Raw genomic sequence first — 16,793 nt, forward strand, 5'->3', positions numbered from 1 at the left:
TTTTCGTCAATATTCGTAGCGAACCCAGCCGGGCAGCATGGCGCAGAGCAGCGGGTTCATCACTTTGGTTTCCTCGGCCGAAAGCCGTCTCTGGTCGTCATACCGCTTCTCCATCGAGGAAATCGGTTTATCCTGCCCGGACCAGTATTCGTTGAGGACCCGGCGGTTTCCGGCAAAGCTGTGTTCGACTTTCCGGAACAGCTTTCCCTCCCCGTTGTAATAGCTTTCCCGGCTCAGCACGTTTTTGCGGTATTCATATTCCACCCTGGTGGACAGGCGGTTCTGCAGATCGAAGCTTTCCTGAAGTACCTTTTTTCCGTCCCGGAAACCATAGCGGACCGTTCCGATCAGACTGAGCTGATTCTGGGGATACAGCACCTGATACTGACGCTCGGTTTTCAGGCTTCCGCCTTCATACTCGAATTCGAATACACTGCCGGGGGTCCAGCCGTCGAGGTTATAAGCTTTGAAAAAGTTGGTTTTCCGCACCAGCCGGCCGGCTTCGTCGTAGGTCAGTTCATCATAGCTGAACACCTCCAGACTGCCTTTGGCGTTTCGGCTGATCCGGTTGACCCGGATCAGCCGCCGGGACGCATCGTACTTATATTCCTCGATAGATAACGGATCTTCGCATTTGCCGGAATTGCAGTACAGTTTCCGGACGGCCCCGGCTTCGTCGTTGTAGGCCATCTCGCCGGGGTCGAGGCCCGGAACGACGGCATTGTCCGTTTGACAGGCCACCCAGAACAGGGGGAGAATCAGGAGTAAGCGGTGTTTCATAGGGTCTGGAAGCGGGTGATTTGCCCCATAGACCCGCACCCCCTTCCGCAGGTTGGAAAGCCCCTGAAAATTTTTGACTCTCAGCCGGTTTACTTCCGCTCGATCCCTTCCAGCACCCGGCGGATGTCGTTCGCCCGGGCCATGAAATGCAGGGAGGAGTGCAGGTCCTGCCCGTCGATGACCCGCTTGAATTCCTGGAGCAGTTCGATGTAATCGCCGAGCGCCTGCGACACGTTGGCGCGGTTCTGGTCGAAGATGGGCGCCCACATCTGCGGGGAGCTTTTCGCCAGCCGGACCGTCGAGCTGAACCCGGTGCTGGCCATGTCGAAGATGGCCTGCTCGTCCTTTTCCTTTTCCAGCACCGTCAGGCCCAGCGCAAACGAGCTGATGTGGCTCAGGTGCGAGACGTAGGCCAGGTGCAGGTCGTGTTCCTTCGGCGTCATGTAGAAGATTTTCATGCCGATGTCGAGAAACAGCGCTTCCACCAGCTTCAGGCTGTCGGGATGGCTTTTTTCCCGGTCGCAGATGATCAGGTTCTTCGTCGGCAGCAGGTCGCGGAAGGCGGCTCCCGGCCCGGAGTTTTCGGTGCCGGCCATCGGGTGGGCAGCCACGAAGCGGGCGCGTTTGGGATGGGCGTCGGCGCGTTCGCAGATCAGGCCCTTGGTCGATCCCAGGTCGGTGACGGTCCCGTCGGCCGGAAGCAGGTCCAGCACCGGTTCGAGCAGGTCCAGGATGACGTTCACCGGCGTCGCCAGCACGACCAGATCGCTCAGCGGAACAGCCTCCTGAAGCGGTTTCACTTCATCCACGATGCCTTTCGCCAGCGCGAGCCGCCCGTTGACGGACGAGGCATCGACGCCGATGAACCGCGCTTTCGGATATTTTTCCCGGACCGCCAGCGCAAACGAACCGCCGAGAAGACCGACGCCTATAATGCTGATATTCATAGTCTTTGGGTGGCTTCCTGAATCCGTTCCTTCGGCATGCACAGCGAAACCCGGATGTAGCGGTTTCCCTTGGGGCCGAAGATAAAGCCCGGAGCGATAAAAATGTGCTTGTTGTAAAGCAGGTCGTCGACCAGCTGCTCCGCCGAGGGAATGGAGTCGGGCAGTTTTGCCCAGAGGAACATGCCCTCCTGATCGTCGGTGTAGGTGCAGTTCAGGGCGTCCAGGAAGGCTTTGGCGGCATCCAGCCGTTCGTGGTAGACGGCGTTCCGTTCCTCATGCCACTCTTCCGGGTTGCCGAGGGCCTCGGCGGCCGCGTCCATTATGGGCCGGAACATCCCCGAATCGACGTTGCTCTTGATGGTCAGGACGGCGTCGATATACGGTTTGGCGGAGGCCATCCAGCCCACGCGCCAGCCGGCCATGTTATGGGATTTACTCATCGAATTCATCTCGATGGCCACCTCCGTCGCTCCTTCGATCGACAACAGGCTGACGGGTGGTTTTTTATTGAGAATGAGGCTATAGGGATTGTCGTGGCAGAGCAGCACCCGGTGTTCACGGGCGAACCGCACGGCCCTTTCGAAGGTGTCGCGGACGGCCGGCGCTCCGGTGGGCATATGCGGGTAGTTGAGCCACATGATCCGGGTGCGGGGAGTCGCCAGCCGCTCGACGGCCTCCCAGTCGGGCTGCCAGTTGCGGTGTTCGAGCAGGGGATATTCCTTTACTTCGGCCCCGACCATTTTACTGACGGCGCGGTAGGCCGGGTAGCCCAGTTCCGGCACCAGCACCTCGTCGCCCTCGTTCAGAAAGGTCAGGGAAATGTGCGTGATGCCTTCCTTGGAACCCATCAGGGGTAGAATCTCCGTGTCGGGGTTCAGCAGCACGTCGTAGGTCCGGACGTAAAACCGGGCGATGGCCGCCCGCAGGTCGGGGATTCCCTTATACGACTGATAACCATGGGCGTTGGGCCGGCGGGCCGATTCATACAAAGCCTGCAGGGTTTCTTCCGAGGGCATCATGTCGGGGTTGCCGATGCCGATGTTGATTACGTCGTGGCCGGCGGCCTGGAGCTTCCGCACCTCCGCCAGCTTCACCGAAAAGTAGTACTCCTCGGTCTGTCCGGCCCGGTGGGCTAATGGAATAATCATTCTCTGAACGGTAATTTCGCTGAAAAACTTCGACTGCCGCCCCGAAACCGGAACGGAATCGCAAAAGTACAAATCCTGAAAATCATTTGGTCAGCGGATTGACAGTTCACCCTGAATTATCGACAATTCACGTTTTTTTTATAGCTTTCTCCCTGAAAGGCACCGACTTTTGTAGGAAGTTCGACCATCATGCATACCGTGTCTCCTCCCATCCGTTTCGACGACCGGCTTTTCCGACTGTTCGGGATTCCGCTGATCGCCTTCATGATGCCGCTGGTCTTCTTCGACCACAGCCTGTCGGAAGGTGCCCGGGCGCTGACTCCGATCTGGCTGGTTTCTCTGCTGCATACCTGGATTTACTGGGAAGGAAACCGGGTCATCTATTTTCAGACCCGCAGGCGGTTTCCGCTGGTATCGCAGACCCACCGGCGCCTGACCTGGCTGATGGTTCTTTCGGTAACGTTCACCCTGCTGGCCTGTTTCGTCATCAACGGCTTCCTGGATTTCTGCCTGCCGAATCCGAACATCAAAACGCCCTCCACCTTCACTAAAAATGCCACCAGCCTCATCCTGACGGGCACCTGCCTGGCGATCTACGAGAGTGTTTATTATTTCCGGCTCCTTCAGGCCGCCCTGCTGGAGGCCGAACAGCTGAAGAAGGAGAACCTCCAGTCGCAGCTGGAAACCCTGAAGAATCAGGTCAACCCGCATTTTCTGTTCAACAGCCTCAACACCCTGGCGTCCATTATCCCGGAAGACGCCGATCTGGCCGTGGAGTTCGTGCAGAAGCTGTCGAAGGTATACCGGTATATTCTGGAAATCAGGGACCTGCAAACCGTCAGCCTGAAGGAGGAACTGACCGCCCTGAAGGCCTACACCTTCCTGCTCCAGATTCGGTTCGGGGAGAACCTGAACATCCGGATCGACCTTCCGGACGAGCACCTGACGGACCGGCTGGTGCCGCTGTCGCTCCAGATGCTGCTGGAAAATGCCGTCAAGCATAATATTATTTCTACCCAGAAACCGCTGTTCATCGAGGTCTTTATCGAGAAGGAGCGCGTCATCGTGCGCAACAACCTTCAGCGGAAAAACCAGCCGACGGACTCGACGGGCCTGGGGCTGCCGAACATCCGCAACCGGTATCAGCTGCTGGCGAGCCAGCCCGTGGACGTGATCGTGACCACGCAGGCCTTCGCCGTGAGCCTTCCGCTGCTGCCCGCCCGCACCCCGGCCGGAGAACAACTTCTCATCAACGACTGACGCCAGCCTATGAACGTTCTGCTGATCGAAGACGAACAGCCGGCCGCCAAGCGGCTGACCCGCATGCTGACCGGTCTGCGCCCGGACCTGAAAGTGCTCGACGTTATCGACAGCGTCGAGGCTTCGGTCAAGTGGCTCCAGACCTTTCCGCGACCCGACCTGATGTTCCTGGACATTCAGCTGGCCGACGGCATCAGCTTCGATATTTTCAAACAGGTGGAGGTGAAAACGCCGGTGATCTTCACGACGGCCTACGACGAATACACGCTGAAGGCTTTCAAGGTCAACAGCGTGGATTACCTGCTGAAGCCCATCGACCCCGAAGAACTGTCGGCCGCCCTCGACAAATACGATTCCCTGACCCGTGAACCCGCCGGGCTGGCCCCCGAGCTGGAAAAGCTGCTGAAGCAGCTCTCCGTTCCGAAACCGACCTACAAGGAACGCCTGCTGGTCAAAACCGGACAGCAGCTGGCCTACGTACCGGTCGATTCACTGGCTTATCTCTTTTCCGACGAGGGGCTGACCTTCGCGGTGGATGCGGCCGGAAAACGCTGGATTCTGGACTACACGCTCGACCAGACCGAAACCTTTCTGCCGCCCCGGACCTTCTTCCGCATCAGCCGGAAATTCATCGTCCGCATCTCCTCCATCCTCCGGATTCACACCTATTTCAACAGCCGGCTGAAACTGGATCTCCAACCCGCCACGGCCTTCGAAGTGATCGTCAGTCGGGAGCGGGTCGGAGAGTTCAAGGAGTGGCTGGATCAGTGACCGTCATTCGGAGCGCAGGCTGTTGACGGGATTGGTCAGGGCGGCCCGGAGGCTCTGGAAGCTGACCGTCAGCAGGGCGATTCCGCAGGCCAGCACGCCCGCCAGCACAAACACCCACCATTCGATGTCGATGCGGTAGATGAAGTCCTGAAGCCACTTATCCATCGCCCACCAGGCCACCGGCGACGCGATCAGCAGCGCCAGCCCCACCAGTTTGAGGAAGTCCTTCGACAGCAGCGCCACGATGCTCGCCACCGAAGCGCCCAGCACTTTCCGCACGCCGATTTCCTTCGTCCGCTGCTCGGCCGTAAACGTAGCCAGTCCGAAAAGACCCATGCAGGAGATCAGAATGGCAATCCCGGTGGCGGTGCTGACCAGCCGGCTTGTTTTCGTCTCCTTTTCGTACAGCCTGGCGATGGAGTCGTCGAGGAACCGGTAGTTGAATTTCGTGTCGGGATGCACCTGGTTCCATTGTTCTTCCATAGCGGCCAGGGTGGCTTTTACCTCGCTCATCGGGCGGCCCTTCGTCGCCAGCCGGACGCCGAGGTTGCGTTCATTGCGCGGCATGTGGGCAATGAACGCGGGGCCGATCTTTTCGTGAAACGACTGCTCGTGGAAGTCGGCCACCACCCCGACGATCGGGTAGTATTTTCCCTGCCATTCCACCAGTTTACCGAGGGCGTCGGCCGGTTTCCGGAACCCGAGCATCCCGGCGTAGGTGCGGTTGATGACCATTTCGCTGAAGGTGTCGCTTTTCATGATGGCCCGGCCCGCCTGCAGGCGCAGGCCATACAGCGGAATATAGTTTTCGTCGCCGACCTTGGCCGACACGTCCATTTCAATCTCCCGTTTGCCCCGGTATTTCAGTTTGGTCATCATAAAGCTTTCGCCCATCGGCGGAAACCACTCCTTCGTCACCCGGTCTACCCCGGCCAGCTTCCGGAACCGTTCGGCCACCAGTTCGGTCTTTCCGGCCCGTCCGACGTCGACCGAGACGACCGCGTCCGTTGAAAAGCCGAGGTCTTTGTTCCGCATGAAGCTCATCTGCCGGCCCACCAGCAGGGTGCCGATAATGAAGATCAGCGAAATCGTGAACTGAAAAACGATCAGGCCCTTCCGCAGAAACCCTTTCTGCCCGCCCATCACGACCGAATGCCCTTTCAGTGACAGGGCGGGGCGGTAGGATGAAACCACCCAGGAGGGATATAACCCCGCCAGCAGGGAGGTGGCGATCAGGACCACGGCCAGAAAACCGATGGTTTTCAGACTGAACAGATCATACGTCAGACCGGCCGGGATCAGCGACCGGAAGGCCGAAAGTACCGGCCCGACGAGCGCCATAGCCACGACCATGGCCCCGAAGGTCAGCATGGCCGTCTCGCTCATGAACTGCGCGACCAGACCCTTCCGGCTGCTTCCGAAGACCTTCCGCACCCCGATCTCCCGCGCCCGGTAGACCGACTGGGCCGTCGCCAGGTTGATGAAGTTGACGGCGGCAATCAGCAGGATGAACAGGGCCACGGCCATCATGGCGTACAGCGTCGGCAGGTGAGCTTTCCGGGAATAGTTATCCATATAATCCGCATCGAAGTGCAGGTCGGACAGGGGCTGTAAGGCCGGTACGAACTTGAACTCCTGGCGGAAATGCCGTCGGGAGAAATCCTGGAACGGTTTTGTCAACTGGGCAGGATCGGTTCCGGCAGGCAGTTTGACGAAGGCTTGCGTGGAAGACCAGATGTCGTCCCACTCGTCGAGGTTGATCCACTTCATGTGCGGGCTGGCCCGGAGCGTGGCCGAGGAGATAAAATCGGTAAAGGTAAAGTCGGTCGGCCGGTCGCGGTCTTTCACGATACCCGCCACCCGGACCCGCACCGAATCGAGGTAAATCACCTCTTTTCCGAGCATCTGCTCCGGCGCCAGGTCCCCGAAGTATTTATGCGCTTTTCGTTCGGAAAGCACCACCTGATACGGCTCCCGGAGGGCGGTTTTCGGGTTTCCGGCCCGCCATTCGTACGAAAAGATGGAGAAGAACTCCGGGTCGGCGATAACCAGTTCGGCGTTGTCGACCCCGTGCCGGCGGCTTTCGAACCGTTTCGGTTTTTCCGTTCCGTCGGGAATCAACACATCCGTCTCGAAGTTATGAAAGGCCGCGACCGTTTCCAGCCCCGAAATTTCTTTCCGGAGGGCGGCCGGCACCGCATTCGGCGGAAAGCCGAATTTCTGTTTTTCTCCTTTGGCCCCGAACTGTCCCTCCCCGACCAGCCGGTAGATCCGCTCCCGGTCCGGATGGAAGGTATCGAAACTCAGCTCATAATCGGTAATCAGGTAGATCCCGAGGCAGGCCAGGATGCCCAGCGTCAGGCCGAACAGGTTGATGAGGGTGCTGACCTTGTGTTTGGTCAGGCTGCGGAATGAGGTTTTCAGGTAATTGCGTAGCATGACGGGATGGAATAAGGAGGGCGTTGGAAAATCGGCCGGCCGGCGTTTCAATGCGAATGGCCGGATAAAACTCAGCACATTGACCCAGTACCGCCGGCCGGCCCGGCCGGCGCCGAACCGGTCCAGGTCGCGCAGGTAGCGTTCGTGGAGGTCGCCCTGCACCTCCTCCAGCAGGTGGGGCGCGCAGAACCATGCCAGCAAACGCTCGGCCAGGAAGGGAGGATTCGCTTTCATCGGATGTCTATTCCGTTTTCAAACTCTTGATCGGGTTGGCCAGCGCGGCCCGGATGCTCTGGTAGCTGACGGTCAGGGCCGCAATGCCGAAGGTGGTCAGGACGGCCACCAGAAACAGGGCCGGGCCGATGCTGATGTGGTAGGCAAACTCCCGCAGCCAGCCGTCCATCGCCCACCAGGCCACGGGAGCCGCGATCAGGAAAGCAATCGCCATCAGCCAGACGAACTCGCGGGAGAACAAGCCGACGATGCTGCCGACCGACGCCCCCAGCACCTTCCGAATGCCGACCTCGCGGGTGCGCTGCACGGCCATCAGCGACACCAGCCCGTACAGACCCAGGCTGCCGATCAGGATGGCGATCCCGGCAAACAGGCGGAAGGCGTTGTACATTTTCTCTTCCTGGGTGTAAATCCGGTCGATGTGCTGGTCCAGAAATTCGTAGTGAAACACGTCATCGGGGTTCATCGACTGCCATTCGCGCTCGAGGGCGGCCAGGGTCCGGGGTACGCCCTCGGGCCGGAGTTTGACGCTGACCTGCCAGAGCCAGGAGGTATTGTAGGCCAGAATACAGGCACGAATTTTCCTGTGCTTCGATTCGCTCTGAAAATCCTTCACCACACCCCGGATCTGCGCGGGCTGATCGCCCGCCAGAAACCGCTTGCCGATGGCGTCCTGCGGGTTCCGGAAGCCCAGCCGTCTGATGAGCGTCTGGTTGACGACCACCCGGCCGACGGTATCTTTGCTCGTTTGCCGGGCGATGGGTTCGCCGGCCAGCAGTTCGAGTTTGAACATCGGCATATAGGCTTCGTCCACCAGCTTGAGTTCGGTCACGTCGTTCTCGTTCATGCCGTATTCAGGAGCCGAAAAGGGCATGAAGCTGGAGTTGGTGGCCGGGTTGGCCGACGAAAAGCTAAACTCCGCGACACCCGGGTTTTCCTTCAGTTTCTGCCGCAGGATGTCGGCCTTCTGGCCCGCCGGAAACAAGACGATGGCCTCCTTGTCGAACCCAAGATCCTGATTCCGGAAGAAATCCATCTGCCGGGCCACCACCAGCGTGCCGATGATCAGAACCTGCGAGAAGGTGAACTGCAGGATCACCAGCCCCTTGCGCAGCGTGAGACTGCGTCCGCCCGGCGAGGTCATCCGGGATTTGAGGGCGATGATCGGCTGAAAGCCCGACTGCACCAGCGCCGGATACAGCCCGGCCAGGAGGATCGTTCCGCAAACCAGCGCCAGAATCACCCCGATCACGGCCGGTTCCACCAGATGAGACGGATCGATCCGGATATTGAGCAGCGGCAGGCTGTAGGGAATAAAGAGCCGGACCGCAGCCAGGGCCAGCAGCACCGAAACCGCCACCAGAATGGCGGTTTCGCCCAGCACCTGCCCCACCAGCTGCGACCGCTGCGCCCCCATCACCTTCCGCACCCCAACCTCCTTGGAGCGCCGGACGGCCTGGGCCGTGGCGAGGTTGACGAAGTTGATGCAGGCGGAAAGAATGATAAACACCGCAATTCCGGCCAGTCCGTAAATCGTTCCTTTTGAGCGCGGACTGCTGGCCTGCGACAGGTAGCGCTGATCGAAATGGATCTCCCGCAGCGGCTGCATCAGCAGTTTCGCCTTGTCATTCTCAAACTGGTCCGGCCAGTTTTTGACCAGAAAATCCGGAAGCCGGGCTTCAATCCGACGGATGTCCAGTTTCGGGGGCAGAACGGCGAACAGATTACCGCCCTGAATGGACCAGAAATTCTTCAGGTTGACCTCTTTCCGGACGGTTTCCCAGGAGGCCAGGTACCGGAACGTCAGGTGCGTGTTGGAGGGCAGATCCCGGATGACGCCGGAAACCCGCAGATTGTGACGGTTATCCAGCCCGATGATCCTGCCGACGGCGCCTGCTTCTCCGAAATATTTTCGGGCCACGGTCTCGGTAAGCACGACGGTATTCGGTTCCTTCAGGGCGGTGGCCGGGTTGCCTTCGATCCAGTCGAAATCGAAGACCCGGGGAAAATCCTGATCCGCCCAGGCGAGCCCTTCCTCCCGAAACCGCTCGTTGCCGACCTTGATCAGGCTTTCGCCTTCATAATAATACTGGGAAACCAGCTCCAGTTCCGGAAAGTCGTTGCGAAGGGCCGGAGCCACGGCGAAGGATACGCTGGGGTTGAAGTCGATGCCGTTCAGGGTAACCCGGTAGGTCCGGTCGGCGCGGGCATGGAAGGCGTCGTAGGTCAGTTCGTTCCGCACCACCAGAAAAATGACGATGCAGGCCGCCAGACCAAGCGCCAGGCCGGCCACGTTGATGAACGCATAACTTTTGTTCCGGCTAAGGTTCCGGAAGGCCACAGTAAAATAGTTGCGCAGCATATCGACAAAGAAAGGTTTAGGGTCGGTTTCTTGTTTTCGTTTCAGAAACTGCGGTCTCAGGAATCCAAGCACCTCCCGGGCATAGAGCCTCCGGGCGGTTTTTTCCCCATACAGATGCATGTTCCGGCCGAAGCGTTCGTACAGGTCGCCTTCGACCTCCTCCAGCAGGTGGGGTGCACAGCACCATTCCAGCAGCTTTCCGGCCCAGCGGGGCGGCATCGTTTGCGGTTTCATAGACTGACGGCGGGGAGGGATTGCGGAGCGATGGAATCCCAGAGTCGTTCGCGCATGGCCCGGATGTCGTGCAGCGTCCGGCTGCCCAGCACCGTCACCGCAAACAGCCGCTTCCGGCGGCCCCCGCGTTCGGCGGTGGCCTCGCCCAGCCGGGAGGTCAGCATGCCCTTTTCTTCCAGCCGGTGGAGGGCCGCATGCACAGCGCTGATGCTCACGGAACGGCCGGTCTGCCGGTCGAGTTCGTCGGTGATGGCCACCCCGTAGGCACCTTCACCCAGCACCGCCACCGTCAGCAGAACCACCTCTTCAAACTCACCCAGATAGGATCGTCTCATAGCCAAGGAGATATAATTAATTTTTGTAGAACAAATCTCCGGCCAGAAACGAAAATAGCCCTCTGGTGAATCCTGAAGGCCATTTTCGCCGGATACCTGTCCGAAATCGTACACCGGGCTGTCCGGTGCCGAACAAAAAATCAGGTTCGGGTCAGTGAACAATGACGGTCTTAACGGACCGGCCGGAGCAGGTACGTCCTGCGGTCGTTGTCGATGGTCAGCCGGTAAGTCAGCCGTCGGCGGGAGTTCCCGATCTCCAGGCGGTAATTGCCGCCGGCCAGTTTCGACAGGTTTAGCACCCGGTTGTAGGTTTCCAGTGTGGTGGCCTCCTTATATACATAATAGCTGAGTTCGGTCGCCAGGCCGATCGTGATCTTTTCCTGAGCAGGATTGTTGAAACCGACCTGAAGCCGGCCCGTCGGGCTGACCACCGGATAGGCCGTCAGGGTTCCGTTCGGCTCCACCACGACGGGCCTTTCTTCGGTTTCGGGGCGCTCCCGTGATGTAGTGGGCAGAAAAGTGGCGCGCTCACTGGCAAGAAGTTCATGGGTTTTGAGCTGGTCGGCCAGGAGGCTGCTCTGCATCAGCTGCTTCAGCATTCCGTCGAACAGTCGGATGTTCCGCTTCGTCAGTTTGACATACCGACCCGCCAGGGTTTCCTGATACAACGGCTCGCCCTGCGCATTGAAAAACTGAATGACCGTGGAGCGGGTGGCGTAATTCGTCCGGAGTTTCCAGAAGCCGTTCGTCGTCGAATCGATGCGGGTGTAATGCCCTTCGGTCTGGGCACAAACCGGATTCTGACCCAGGAGGAAACCGGCAACGAGGAGGGCTCCTGCCATTCTGCTGCATTCATTGAGGAAATTTTTCATGACCATCGTATTTGTTGGGAGAAAAAAAGGGGTAAAAATTATTTCAACGTTTGTAGAAGAAATACGAAAACCGGAACGATGAAAATCGTTGTCCAGAAGAATACGGGAATTCAAGCGTGGTTAAGAAGAGAACGGCTGACGAAACGCGGCCGGATTTTGCAGGAGAGATTGGTCAAGAAGGCATCCCATCGCCGGAAAACAATCCTTTCAGGCGGCTTTTGCTTATTGGACGGGAAAGGTATATAAAATGTTGCATCCGTTGCAATAACTTTTTGAAAATCTTTTTCATCCCCGGTTTTTCTTCCGTTTTCGCCCCTTCCCTTCCACAATTCACCGAAGTTGTCTAACAATTCAACCGGGCGGTCCGACAGCTCGCCGGAAACCGGTTTGGTTCCTGCTCCCGACGGCGAACTTTACACCGCCAATCAATCAGAACTCCTTGTAAACCAACCACAAAACCGTTCGCCGAGATGAAGACGCTTACCACCCTGTTTCTCCTCCTTTTCACCCTGGCCGCCTACAGCCAGACCACCCGCCCCACCCAGACCGTCCGCGGTACCATTCTCGATGCGGCCTCCCGCACCCCCGTCGTCGGGGCCGCCGTGCGGGTTGTCGACAGTGAGCCGCTGATCGGCACGGTGACCGACACCGACGGCCGCTTCCGGCTGACCAACGTCCCGGTCGGGCGCATCAAACTGAAAATTACCTCCGTGGGCTACGAAGACCTGGCCCTGAATGAGGTGATCGTCAACGCCGGGAAAGAGGTCGTCCTCGACCTCCCGCTGACCGAAAGCGTTTCCAGCCTGAGCGAGGTGAACGTCTCCTACAAACGGGCGGAAGACCGCACCGTGGCGACCAACGAGATGGCGACCGTCAGCGCCCGGCCCTTCAACGCGGCCGATGCCGCCCGGTTTGCCGGCAGCTTCGGCGACCCCTCGCGCATGGCGGCCAACTTCGCCGGGGTGAGCGGGGCCAACGACGCCCGCAACGACATCATCGTCCGGGGCAACTCACCGGCTTCCCTCCTCTGGCGGCTCGAAGGGGTCAACATCCCCAACCCGAACCACTTCGGATCGCTGGGCACCTCGGGCGGGCCGGTATCGCTCCTGAACAACAACCTGCTCGCCAAATCCGACTTTCTGACGGGAGCCTTCCCGGCCGAATACGCCAACGCGCTCGGTTCGGTCTTCGACGTCCGGCTGCGGAAGGGCAACGACGAGAAGCGGGAATTTCTGGGCCAGCTGGGCTTCAACGGTCTGGAAGCCGGGGCGGAAGGGCCCTATTCGAAGAAGTCGAAGGCTTCCTACCTCATCAATTACCGGTATTCCTTCCTGGGCCTGATGAAGAACATCGGTTTTGAAATCGTCGGGGTGCCGCAGTATCAGGACTTTACGTTCAAGACCGATATTCCGGTGGGCAAACGGGGGCACCTGAGCGCCTGGACCCTGGCCGGGCGGAGCAACGCGACCTTCCTGGGCAAGGACGTGGATACCGAAAAACCGGATGCCTACGGCGACGAAAACACCAACACCCGCGTAAAGTATTCGACCGGCATCGCGGCCCTCTCCTACGAACACCGCTTCAGTGACCGCACCTACGGCAAGCTGACCTTCTCCGGCTCCCAGTCGACGCAGCTGTTCGAGGGCGACACCATCCTGTACAAAAACGATAAGGTGATCGACCGGGAAATCCGGGCGGAAAAAGCCGACTTCACGCAGCGGAAGCTGTCCCTGAACGCCTTCCTGTCGCACAAGATCAGCGCGAAGGACAAGGTGTCGGGCGGGGTCATCACCGACCTGATCCAGTATGACCTTTCCAATCAGGAGTACTACCCGGCCGCCCGCTCGCTTCGCAACAGCCAGGGCGAAACCATGCTGACGCAGGTCTACGGCCAGTGGAAACACCGCTTCGACGAACGCCTGACGCTGAACGGCGGGCTGACGTTCCAGTATCTCGAACTGAACGGCTCGACGGCCCTCGAACCCCGGGCGGGCCTGACGTATCAGCTAAGCCCGGGAAGCTCGCTGAACGTGGCCTACGGTCTGCACAGCATGATGCAGCCCATTCTGACCTACTTCTACCAGAGCCCGCAACCCGACGGCCGGTATGCCCTGACCAACCGCGACCTCGGGTTTATGCGCAGCCACCACGCCGTGGTCGGCTATGACCGGATGCTGCGGGAAAACCTGCGGCTCAAGGTCGAAGCCTACCACCAGTGGATCTTCGACGCCCCGGTGGAGCGGACGCCCAGCTACTTCTCCCTCCTGACCGAAGGCTCCGACTTTGCGCCGGTCGATAAGGGAAATCTGATCAATGCCGGCACCGGTCGGAATTATGGGCTGGAAGTGACGCTGGAGAAATATTTCGCCGACAACTACTATTTTCTGGTCACGACCTCCCTGTTCGAGTCGAAGTACAAGGGCAGCGACGGCATCGAGCGGAACACGCCGTTCAACAACCGGTTTGTCGCCAACGTGCTGGCGGGCCGGGAGTTCCGGGTCGGGAAGCGGGGCAACGTATTCAGTATCAACTGGAAGCTGACCACCGCCGGGGGCCGGTACGTCACCCCGATCAACTTCAACCGCTCGGCGGAAGTGGGCCGCGAAATCCGGGATTACAACCGGGCCTTCACCGACCAGCAGACCGCCTATTTCCGGACCGACATCAAGATCGGATACAAGATCAACCGCGCCCGGCTGACCCACGAACTGGCCCTGGACCTCCAGAATCTGACCAATAATCAGAACATTTTCCAGCAGGCCTACAATCCGCGCACCAACCGCATCGGCACGGCTTACCAGCAGGGCTTCCTGCCGATCCCGTTCTACCGGCTTACGTTCTGACCACCCCCCAGCCCCCTCCTTGCCAAGGAGGGGGAGAGCGCTGCCAGATTTAAACCCTGCGGAGCCACCCCCTCCTTACCAGGAGGGGGCTGGGGGGTGGTTTAAAAGGTAGGCGGCTCCGGATGGAGGTCGGAATCCAGAAAATCGGTAATCATCGGAACCAGCCAATCCGGCCGCTGCATCATCCCGATATGGGTCGTTCCGGGAAGAATCGCCAGCCGGGATGGGGGCAGGCCGTGAACGTCGCCAAATTTTCCGCCCCCCAGGGCACGAAAAAGCTCCAGAGCGTGCTCATAGCGGACCCCGTCGGCGTCGCCGATGGCCAGGAAGACCGGGGCCGTTATCTTTTTAACCTCCTCCGACCAGTCATAGGGCTTCAGGTCGATGCTAATCACCTTTCGCACAAATTCCGGGAAATGGGCCGGATCGTTGCCGAGACGCTCGTATTGTTCGCGGATCGGAGTGCCCTCGAACATCTCGGGGGTGAACGTAGCAAAACCGGCTTCCACTTCGGGCCACCATCCATCGTGCCGAAAGGGTGCAGACATCACGACGAGCCGGCGTACCTGCTCCGGGTGACGCACCGCCACCTGAAAAGCCACGCCACCGCCCATGCTGTATCCCAGAATATCGGCCTGATCGACGCCGAGATGCCCTAGCAGCCCGGAAACGTCGTCCGCCATTCCTTCATAACTGATTTCGCGCAAAATATCCCGGGTGCGGCCGTGCCCCTGCATCTCCACGGCGATTACCTGCCGGCTTTCGGCCAGAAGCGGTATGAACCGCGACCAGTTCAACGGGATACTCATGTAGGAGCCGTGGAGCAGCACCAGGGGTTTCCCTTCGCCGTACACCTCGAAGTATAGCTTCAGCCCGTTCACGTCCGCATAGCCGCTGTCGGCGGGCTGTATAGTCTGGTCGTTACCCATGTCAATTGCCTGGTTAAAAGTGATGACTCCGAAGGTGAAAAATGCCTTATTTATTTGACGACACGATACCAGAGGTGGGTGACGTGGGCGGTTTCGACCACCCGCAATTTCTCCAGCCCGATCGTACCTGAACCGGAATCCTCAAACAGCCGGATGCCTGATCCCAGCAACACCGGTACCAGATGGAGCTGAATTTCGTCCAGCAGCCCCAGTTGCAGGCATTGCCGGGCAATGTCGGCACCGGCTACCCCGACGGCCTTATCCCCGGCCGCCGACCGGGCCAGGGCGATGGCCCTTGCCACCCCGTCGGTAACAAACGTGAACGGCGAGTCGGGACCAGCCCACCGGTCGGGGACATGGTGGGAAACGATAAAACTCGGAAGGCCCATCGGGTCCTGACCACCCCAGGCTTGAGCATCCTCGAAGGTGTTCCGGCCGGTCACGTTCGCGCCCAACTGGCGAAACGACTCCCGAATTACCTCCGCGCTGATGGGGTCGGTTTTAAAGGTGAGGTCGTGGTTTGGCATCTGCACCTCGGTATCGCCCTGGCTGTACCAGGCATGTACCTCGTCGGTGCGGCCGTCGGGGCGGGCGATGAAGCCGTCCAGCGACATGGAGAGTTCCACAATTACCTTTCCCGGCTGCCTTCCATCCGGTCCTGCCCCCCCCCGGCCAATTGTTGGTCGAGGGCCGCCAGCGTCTGCGTAAATCCCTCCTGAAAGCCCATCTTAAGGATGGTTTCCAGCTGGGCTACATCCTCGAAGCTAATTCGGATTTCCACCTCCGTAACCGGCCCCCTCTCTTTGAACGTCAGGGTCCAGCCCGACTGGGGCATCTCCGGGCTCACCCGCCCTTCGGCATCGGTGAACGAACTATGAGCGGCAAAATGCTCCTGGGGCCGGATGGACGTGTATTGAAGGAGATTCCAGTTCTCCTCCCCTTCCGGTCCGTTCATCGCGTAAAACCACTGCCCCCCTTCGCGGAAGTCCATCGTTTTGGTCCGGGTTTTCCAGGGTTGGGGGGCCCACCACTGGTCCAGCAATTCCGGCCGGGTGAAGGCGGCCCACACGAACGGGCGTTCGGCGGAAAACTCGCGGAGTACGACAATGGTTTTGCCGGGTCTGTCGACCGAGAAGTCAAAGGAGAGTGGACGTATCACGTTGATTGGCTTGAAGGGTGATTAATACCTGATCCAGTTGATTGAAGCGGCTTTCCCAGCTTTTCCGGCATTGTTCCAGCCACTGCCCGATCTCGTCGAGTTTGCCGGCCTCCAGGACATAATAGATTTCGCGGCCCCGTGGCTCGGGTTGCAGCAGTCGGCATTCGGTCAGGATGCGCAGGTGTTTGGATACCGCCTGCCGGGAAATGGAAAAGTGCTGCGCAAGCTGGTTCGGAGTCATCGCCTGCACGGCCATCAGCAAAACGATGGCTCGTCGGGTCGGGTCGGCAATCGCCTGAAAAACATCTCTTCGCATACGGAAAGGGGGCGGCCGCAGGCCACGGTAATTTCAGTTGAATACCTCCTTCGCCACCGAACGGTTACAAATATATCCGCAACCATTCGGTTGCACAAGAGAGAAAATTTTTATTGAGGCAGCGGTCCGACGGGAACGGCCGGCGGCCACTACGCGCAGACAGT

At 59.4% G+C, this 16,793-nt stretch carries 14 protein-coding genes; 3 read left to right on the forward strand and 11 right to left on the reverse strand.

Annotated features, from left to right (window positions below):
* Positions 1-6: 6 nt before the first annotated feature.
* The 3 genes from DX909_RS09910 to DX909_RS09920 all read right to left on the reverse strand — a co-directional run bounded on the left by DX909_RS09910 (position 7) and on the right by DX909_RS09920 (position 2,875).
* Complete coding sequence (locus tag DX909_RS09910; RefSeq protein ID WP_128545015.1) at positions 7-780, reverse strand: hypothetical protein; 774 nt, start codon at positions 778-780, stop codon at positions 7-9.
* A gap of 89 nt (positions 781-869) precedes the next feature.
* Positions 870-1,727 (reverse strand): prephenate dehydrogenase, encoded by an 858-nt coding sequence (locus DX909_RS09915; protein WP_128545016.1) that lies wholly within the window; start codon positions 1,725-1,727, stop codon positions 870-872.
* Positions 1,724-2,875, reverse strand: coding sequence for a pyridoxal phosphate-dependent aminotransferase (locus DX909_RS09920; RefSeq protein WP_128545017.1), 1,152 nt, complete (start codon positions 2,873-2,875; stop codon positions 1,724-1,726). Before DX909_RS09920 ends, DX909_RS09915 begins: the two co-directional genes overlap by 4 nt.
* Before the next feature lie 198 nt (positions 2,876-3,073).
* Between DX909_RS09920 and DX909_RS09925 the strand changes: the two genes are divergently transcribed.
* The gene (locus DX909_RS09925) at positions 3,074-4,135 is read left to right on the forward strand and encodes a sensor histidine kinase (RefSeq protein WP_164851244.1); all 1,062 of its coding nucleotides are present in this window, start codon (positions 3,074-3,076) and stop codon (positions 4,133-4,135) included.
* A gap of 9 nt (positions 4,136-4,144) precedes the next feature.
* The gene (locus DX909_RS09930; RefSeq protein WP_128545019.1) at positions 4,145-4,906 is read left to right on the forward strand and encodes a LytR/AlgR family response regulator transcription factor; all 762 of its coding nucleotides are present in this window, start codon (positions 4,145-4,147) and stop codon (positions 4,904-4,906) included.
* 3 nt (positions 4,907-4,909) lie between these two features.
* Here the strand turns inward: DX909_RS09930 and DX909_RS09935 are convergent, their stop codons facing one another.
* From DX909_RS09935 to DX909_RS09950, 4 genes are all read right to left on the reverse strand, one after another.
* Complete coding sequence (locus DX909_RS09935; protein ID WP_128545020.1) at positions 4,910-7,579, reverse strand: ABC transporter permease; 2,670 nt, start codon at positions 7,577-7,579, stop codon at positions 4,910-4,912.
* 7 nt (positions 7,580-7,586) lie between these two features.
* A complete protein-coding gene (locus tag DX909_RS09940; RefSeq protein WP_206512987.1) occupies positions 7,587-10,175 on the reverse strand; it encodes an ABC transporter permease in 2,589 nt (862 codons plus the stop codon).
* Positions 10,172-10,510: a PadR family transcriptional regulator gene (locus DX909_RS09945; protein WP_128545021.1), complete on the reverse strand. Its 339-nt coding sequence runs from the start codon at positions 10,508-10,510 to the stop codon at positions 10,172-10,174. Before DX909_RS09945 ends, DX909_RS09940 begins: the two co-directional genes overlap by 4 nt.
* A gap of 170 nt (positions 10,511-10,680) precedes the next feature.
* Complete coding sequence (locus tag DX909_RS09950; protein WP_128545022.1) at positions 10,681-11,352, reverse strand: hypothetical protein; 672 nt, start codon at positions 11,350-11,352, stop codon at positions 10,681-10,683.
* A 500-nt stretch (positions 11,353-11,852) separates the two neighbouring features.
* Between DX909_RS09950 and DX909_RS09955 the strand changes: the two genes are divergently transcribed.
* Positions 11,853-14,225, forward strand: a complete 2,373-nt coding sequence (locus DX909_RS09955; protein ID WP_128545023.1) for a TonB-dependent receptor — start codon at positions 11,853-11,855, stop codon at positions 14,223-14,225.
* 101 nt (positions 14,226-14,326) lie between these two features.
* On the opposite strand, the gene DX909_RS09960 is transcribed toward DX909_RS09955, so the two are convergent.
* Genes DX909_RS09960 through DX909_RS09975 form a run of 4 tightly spaced genes read right to left on the reverse strand, consistent with a single transcriptional unit; the run spans position 14,327 to position 16,629 of the window.
* Positions 14,327-15,154 carry an alpha/beta fold hydrolase gene (locus DX909_RS09960; RefSeq protein ID WP_128545024.1) on the reverse strand — a complete coding sequence of 276 codons (828 nt, stop codon included), beginning with the start codon at positions 15,152-15,154 and terminating at the stop codon, positions 14,327-14,329.
* Positions 15,155-15,204: 50 nt separating this feature from the next.
* Complete coding sequence (locus tag DX909_RS09965) at positions 15,205-15,780, reverse strand: dihydrofolate reductase family protein (RefSeq protein ID WP_206512988.1); 576 nt, start codon at positions 15,778-15,780, stop codon at positions 15,205-15,207.
* Positions 15,781-15,782: 2 nt separating this feature from the next.
* Positions 15,783-16,313, reverse strand: coding sequence for an SRPBCC family protein (locus DX909_RS09970; protein WP_128545025.1), 531 nt, complete (start codon positions 16,311-16,313; stop codon positions 15,783-15,785).
* A complete protein-coding gene (locus DX909_RS09975; protein ID WP_128545026.1) occupies positions 16,291-16,629 on the reverse strand; it encodes an ArsR/SmtB family transcription factor in 339 nt (112 codons plus the stop codon). The genes DX909_RS09970 and DX909_RS09975 overlap by 23 nt, the downstream gene beginning before the upstream one ends.
* Positions 16,630-16,793 lie beyond the last annotated feature (164 nt).

It is taken from the genome of Larkinella soli, assembly GCF_003703975.1.
GTDB classification, from domain to species: domain Bacteria; phylum Bacteroidota; class Bacteroidia; order Cytophagales; family Spirosomataceae; genus Larkinella; species Larkinella soli.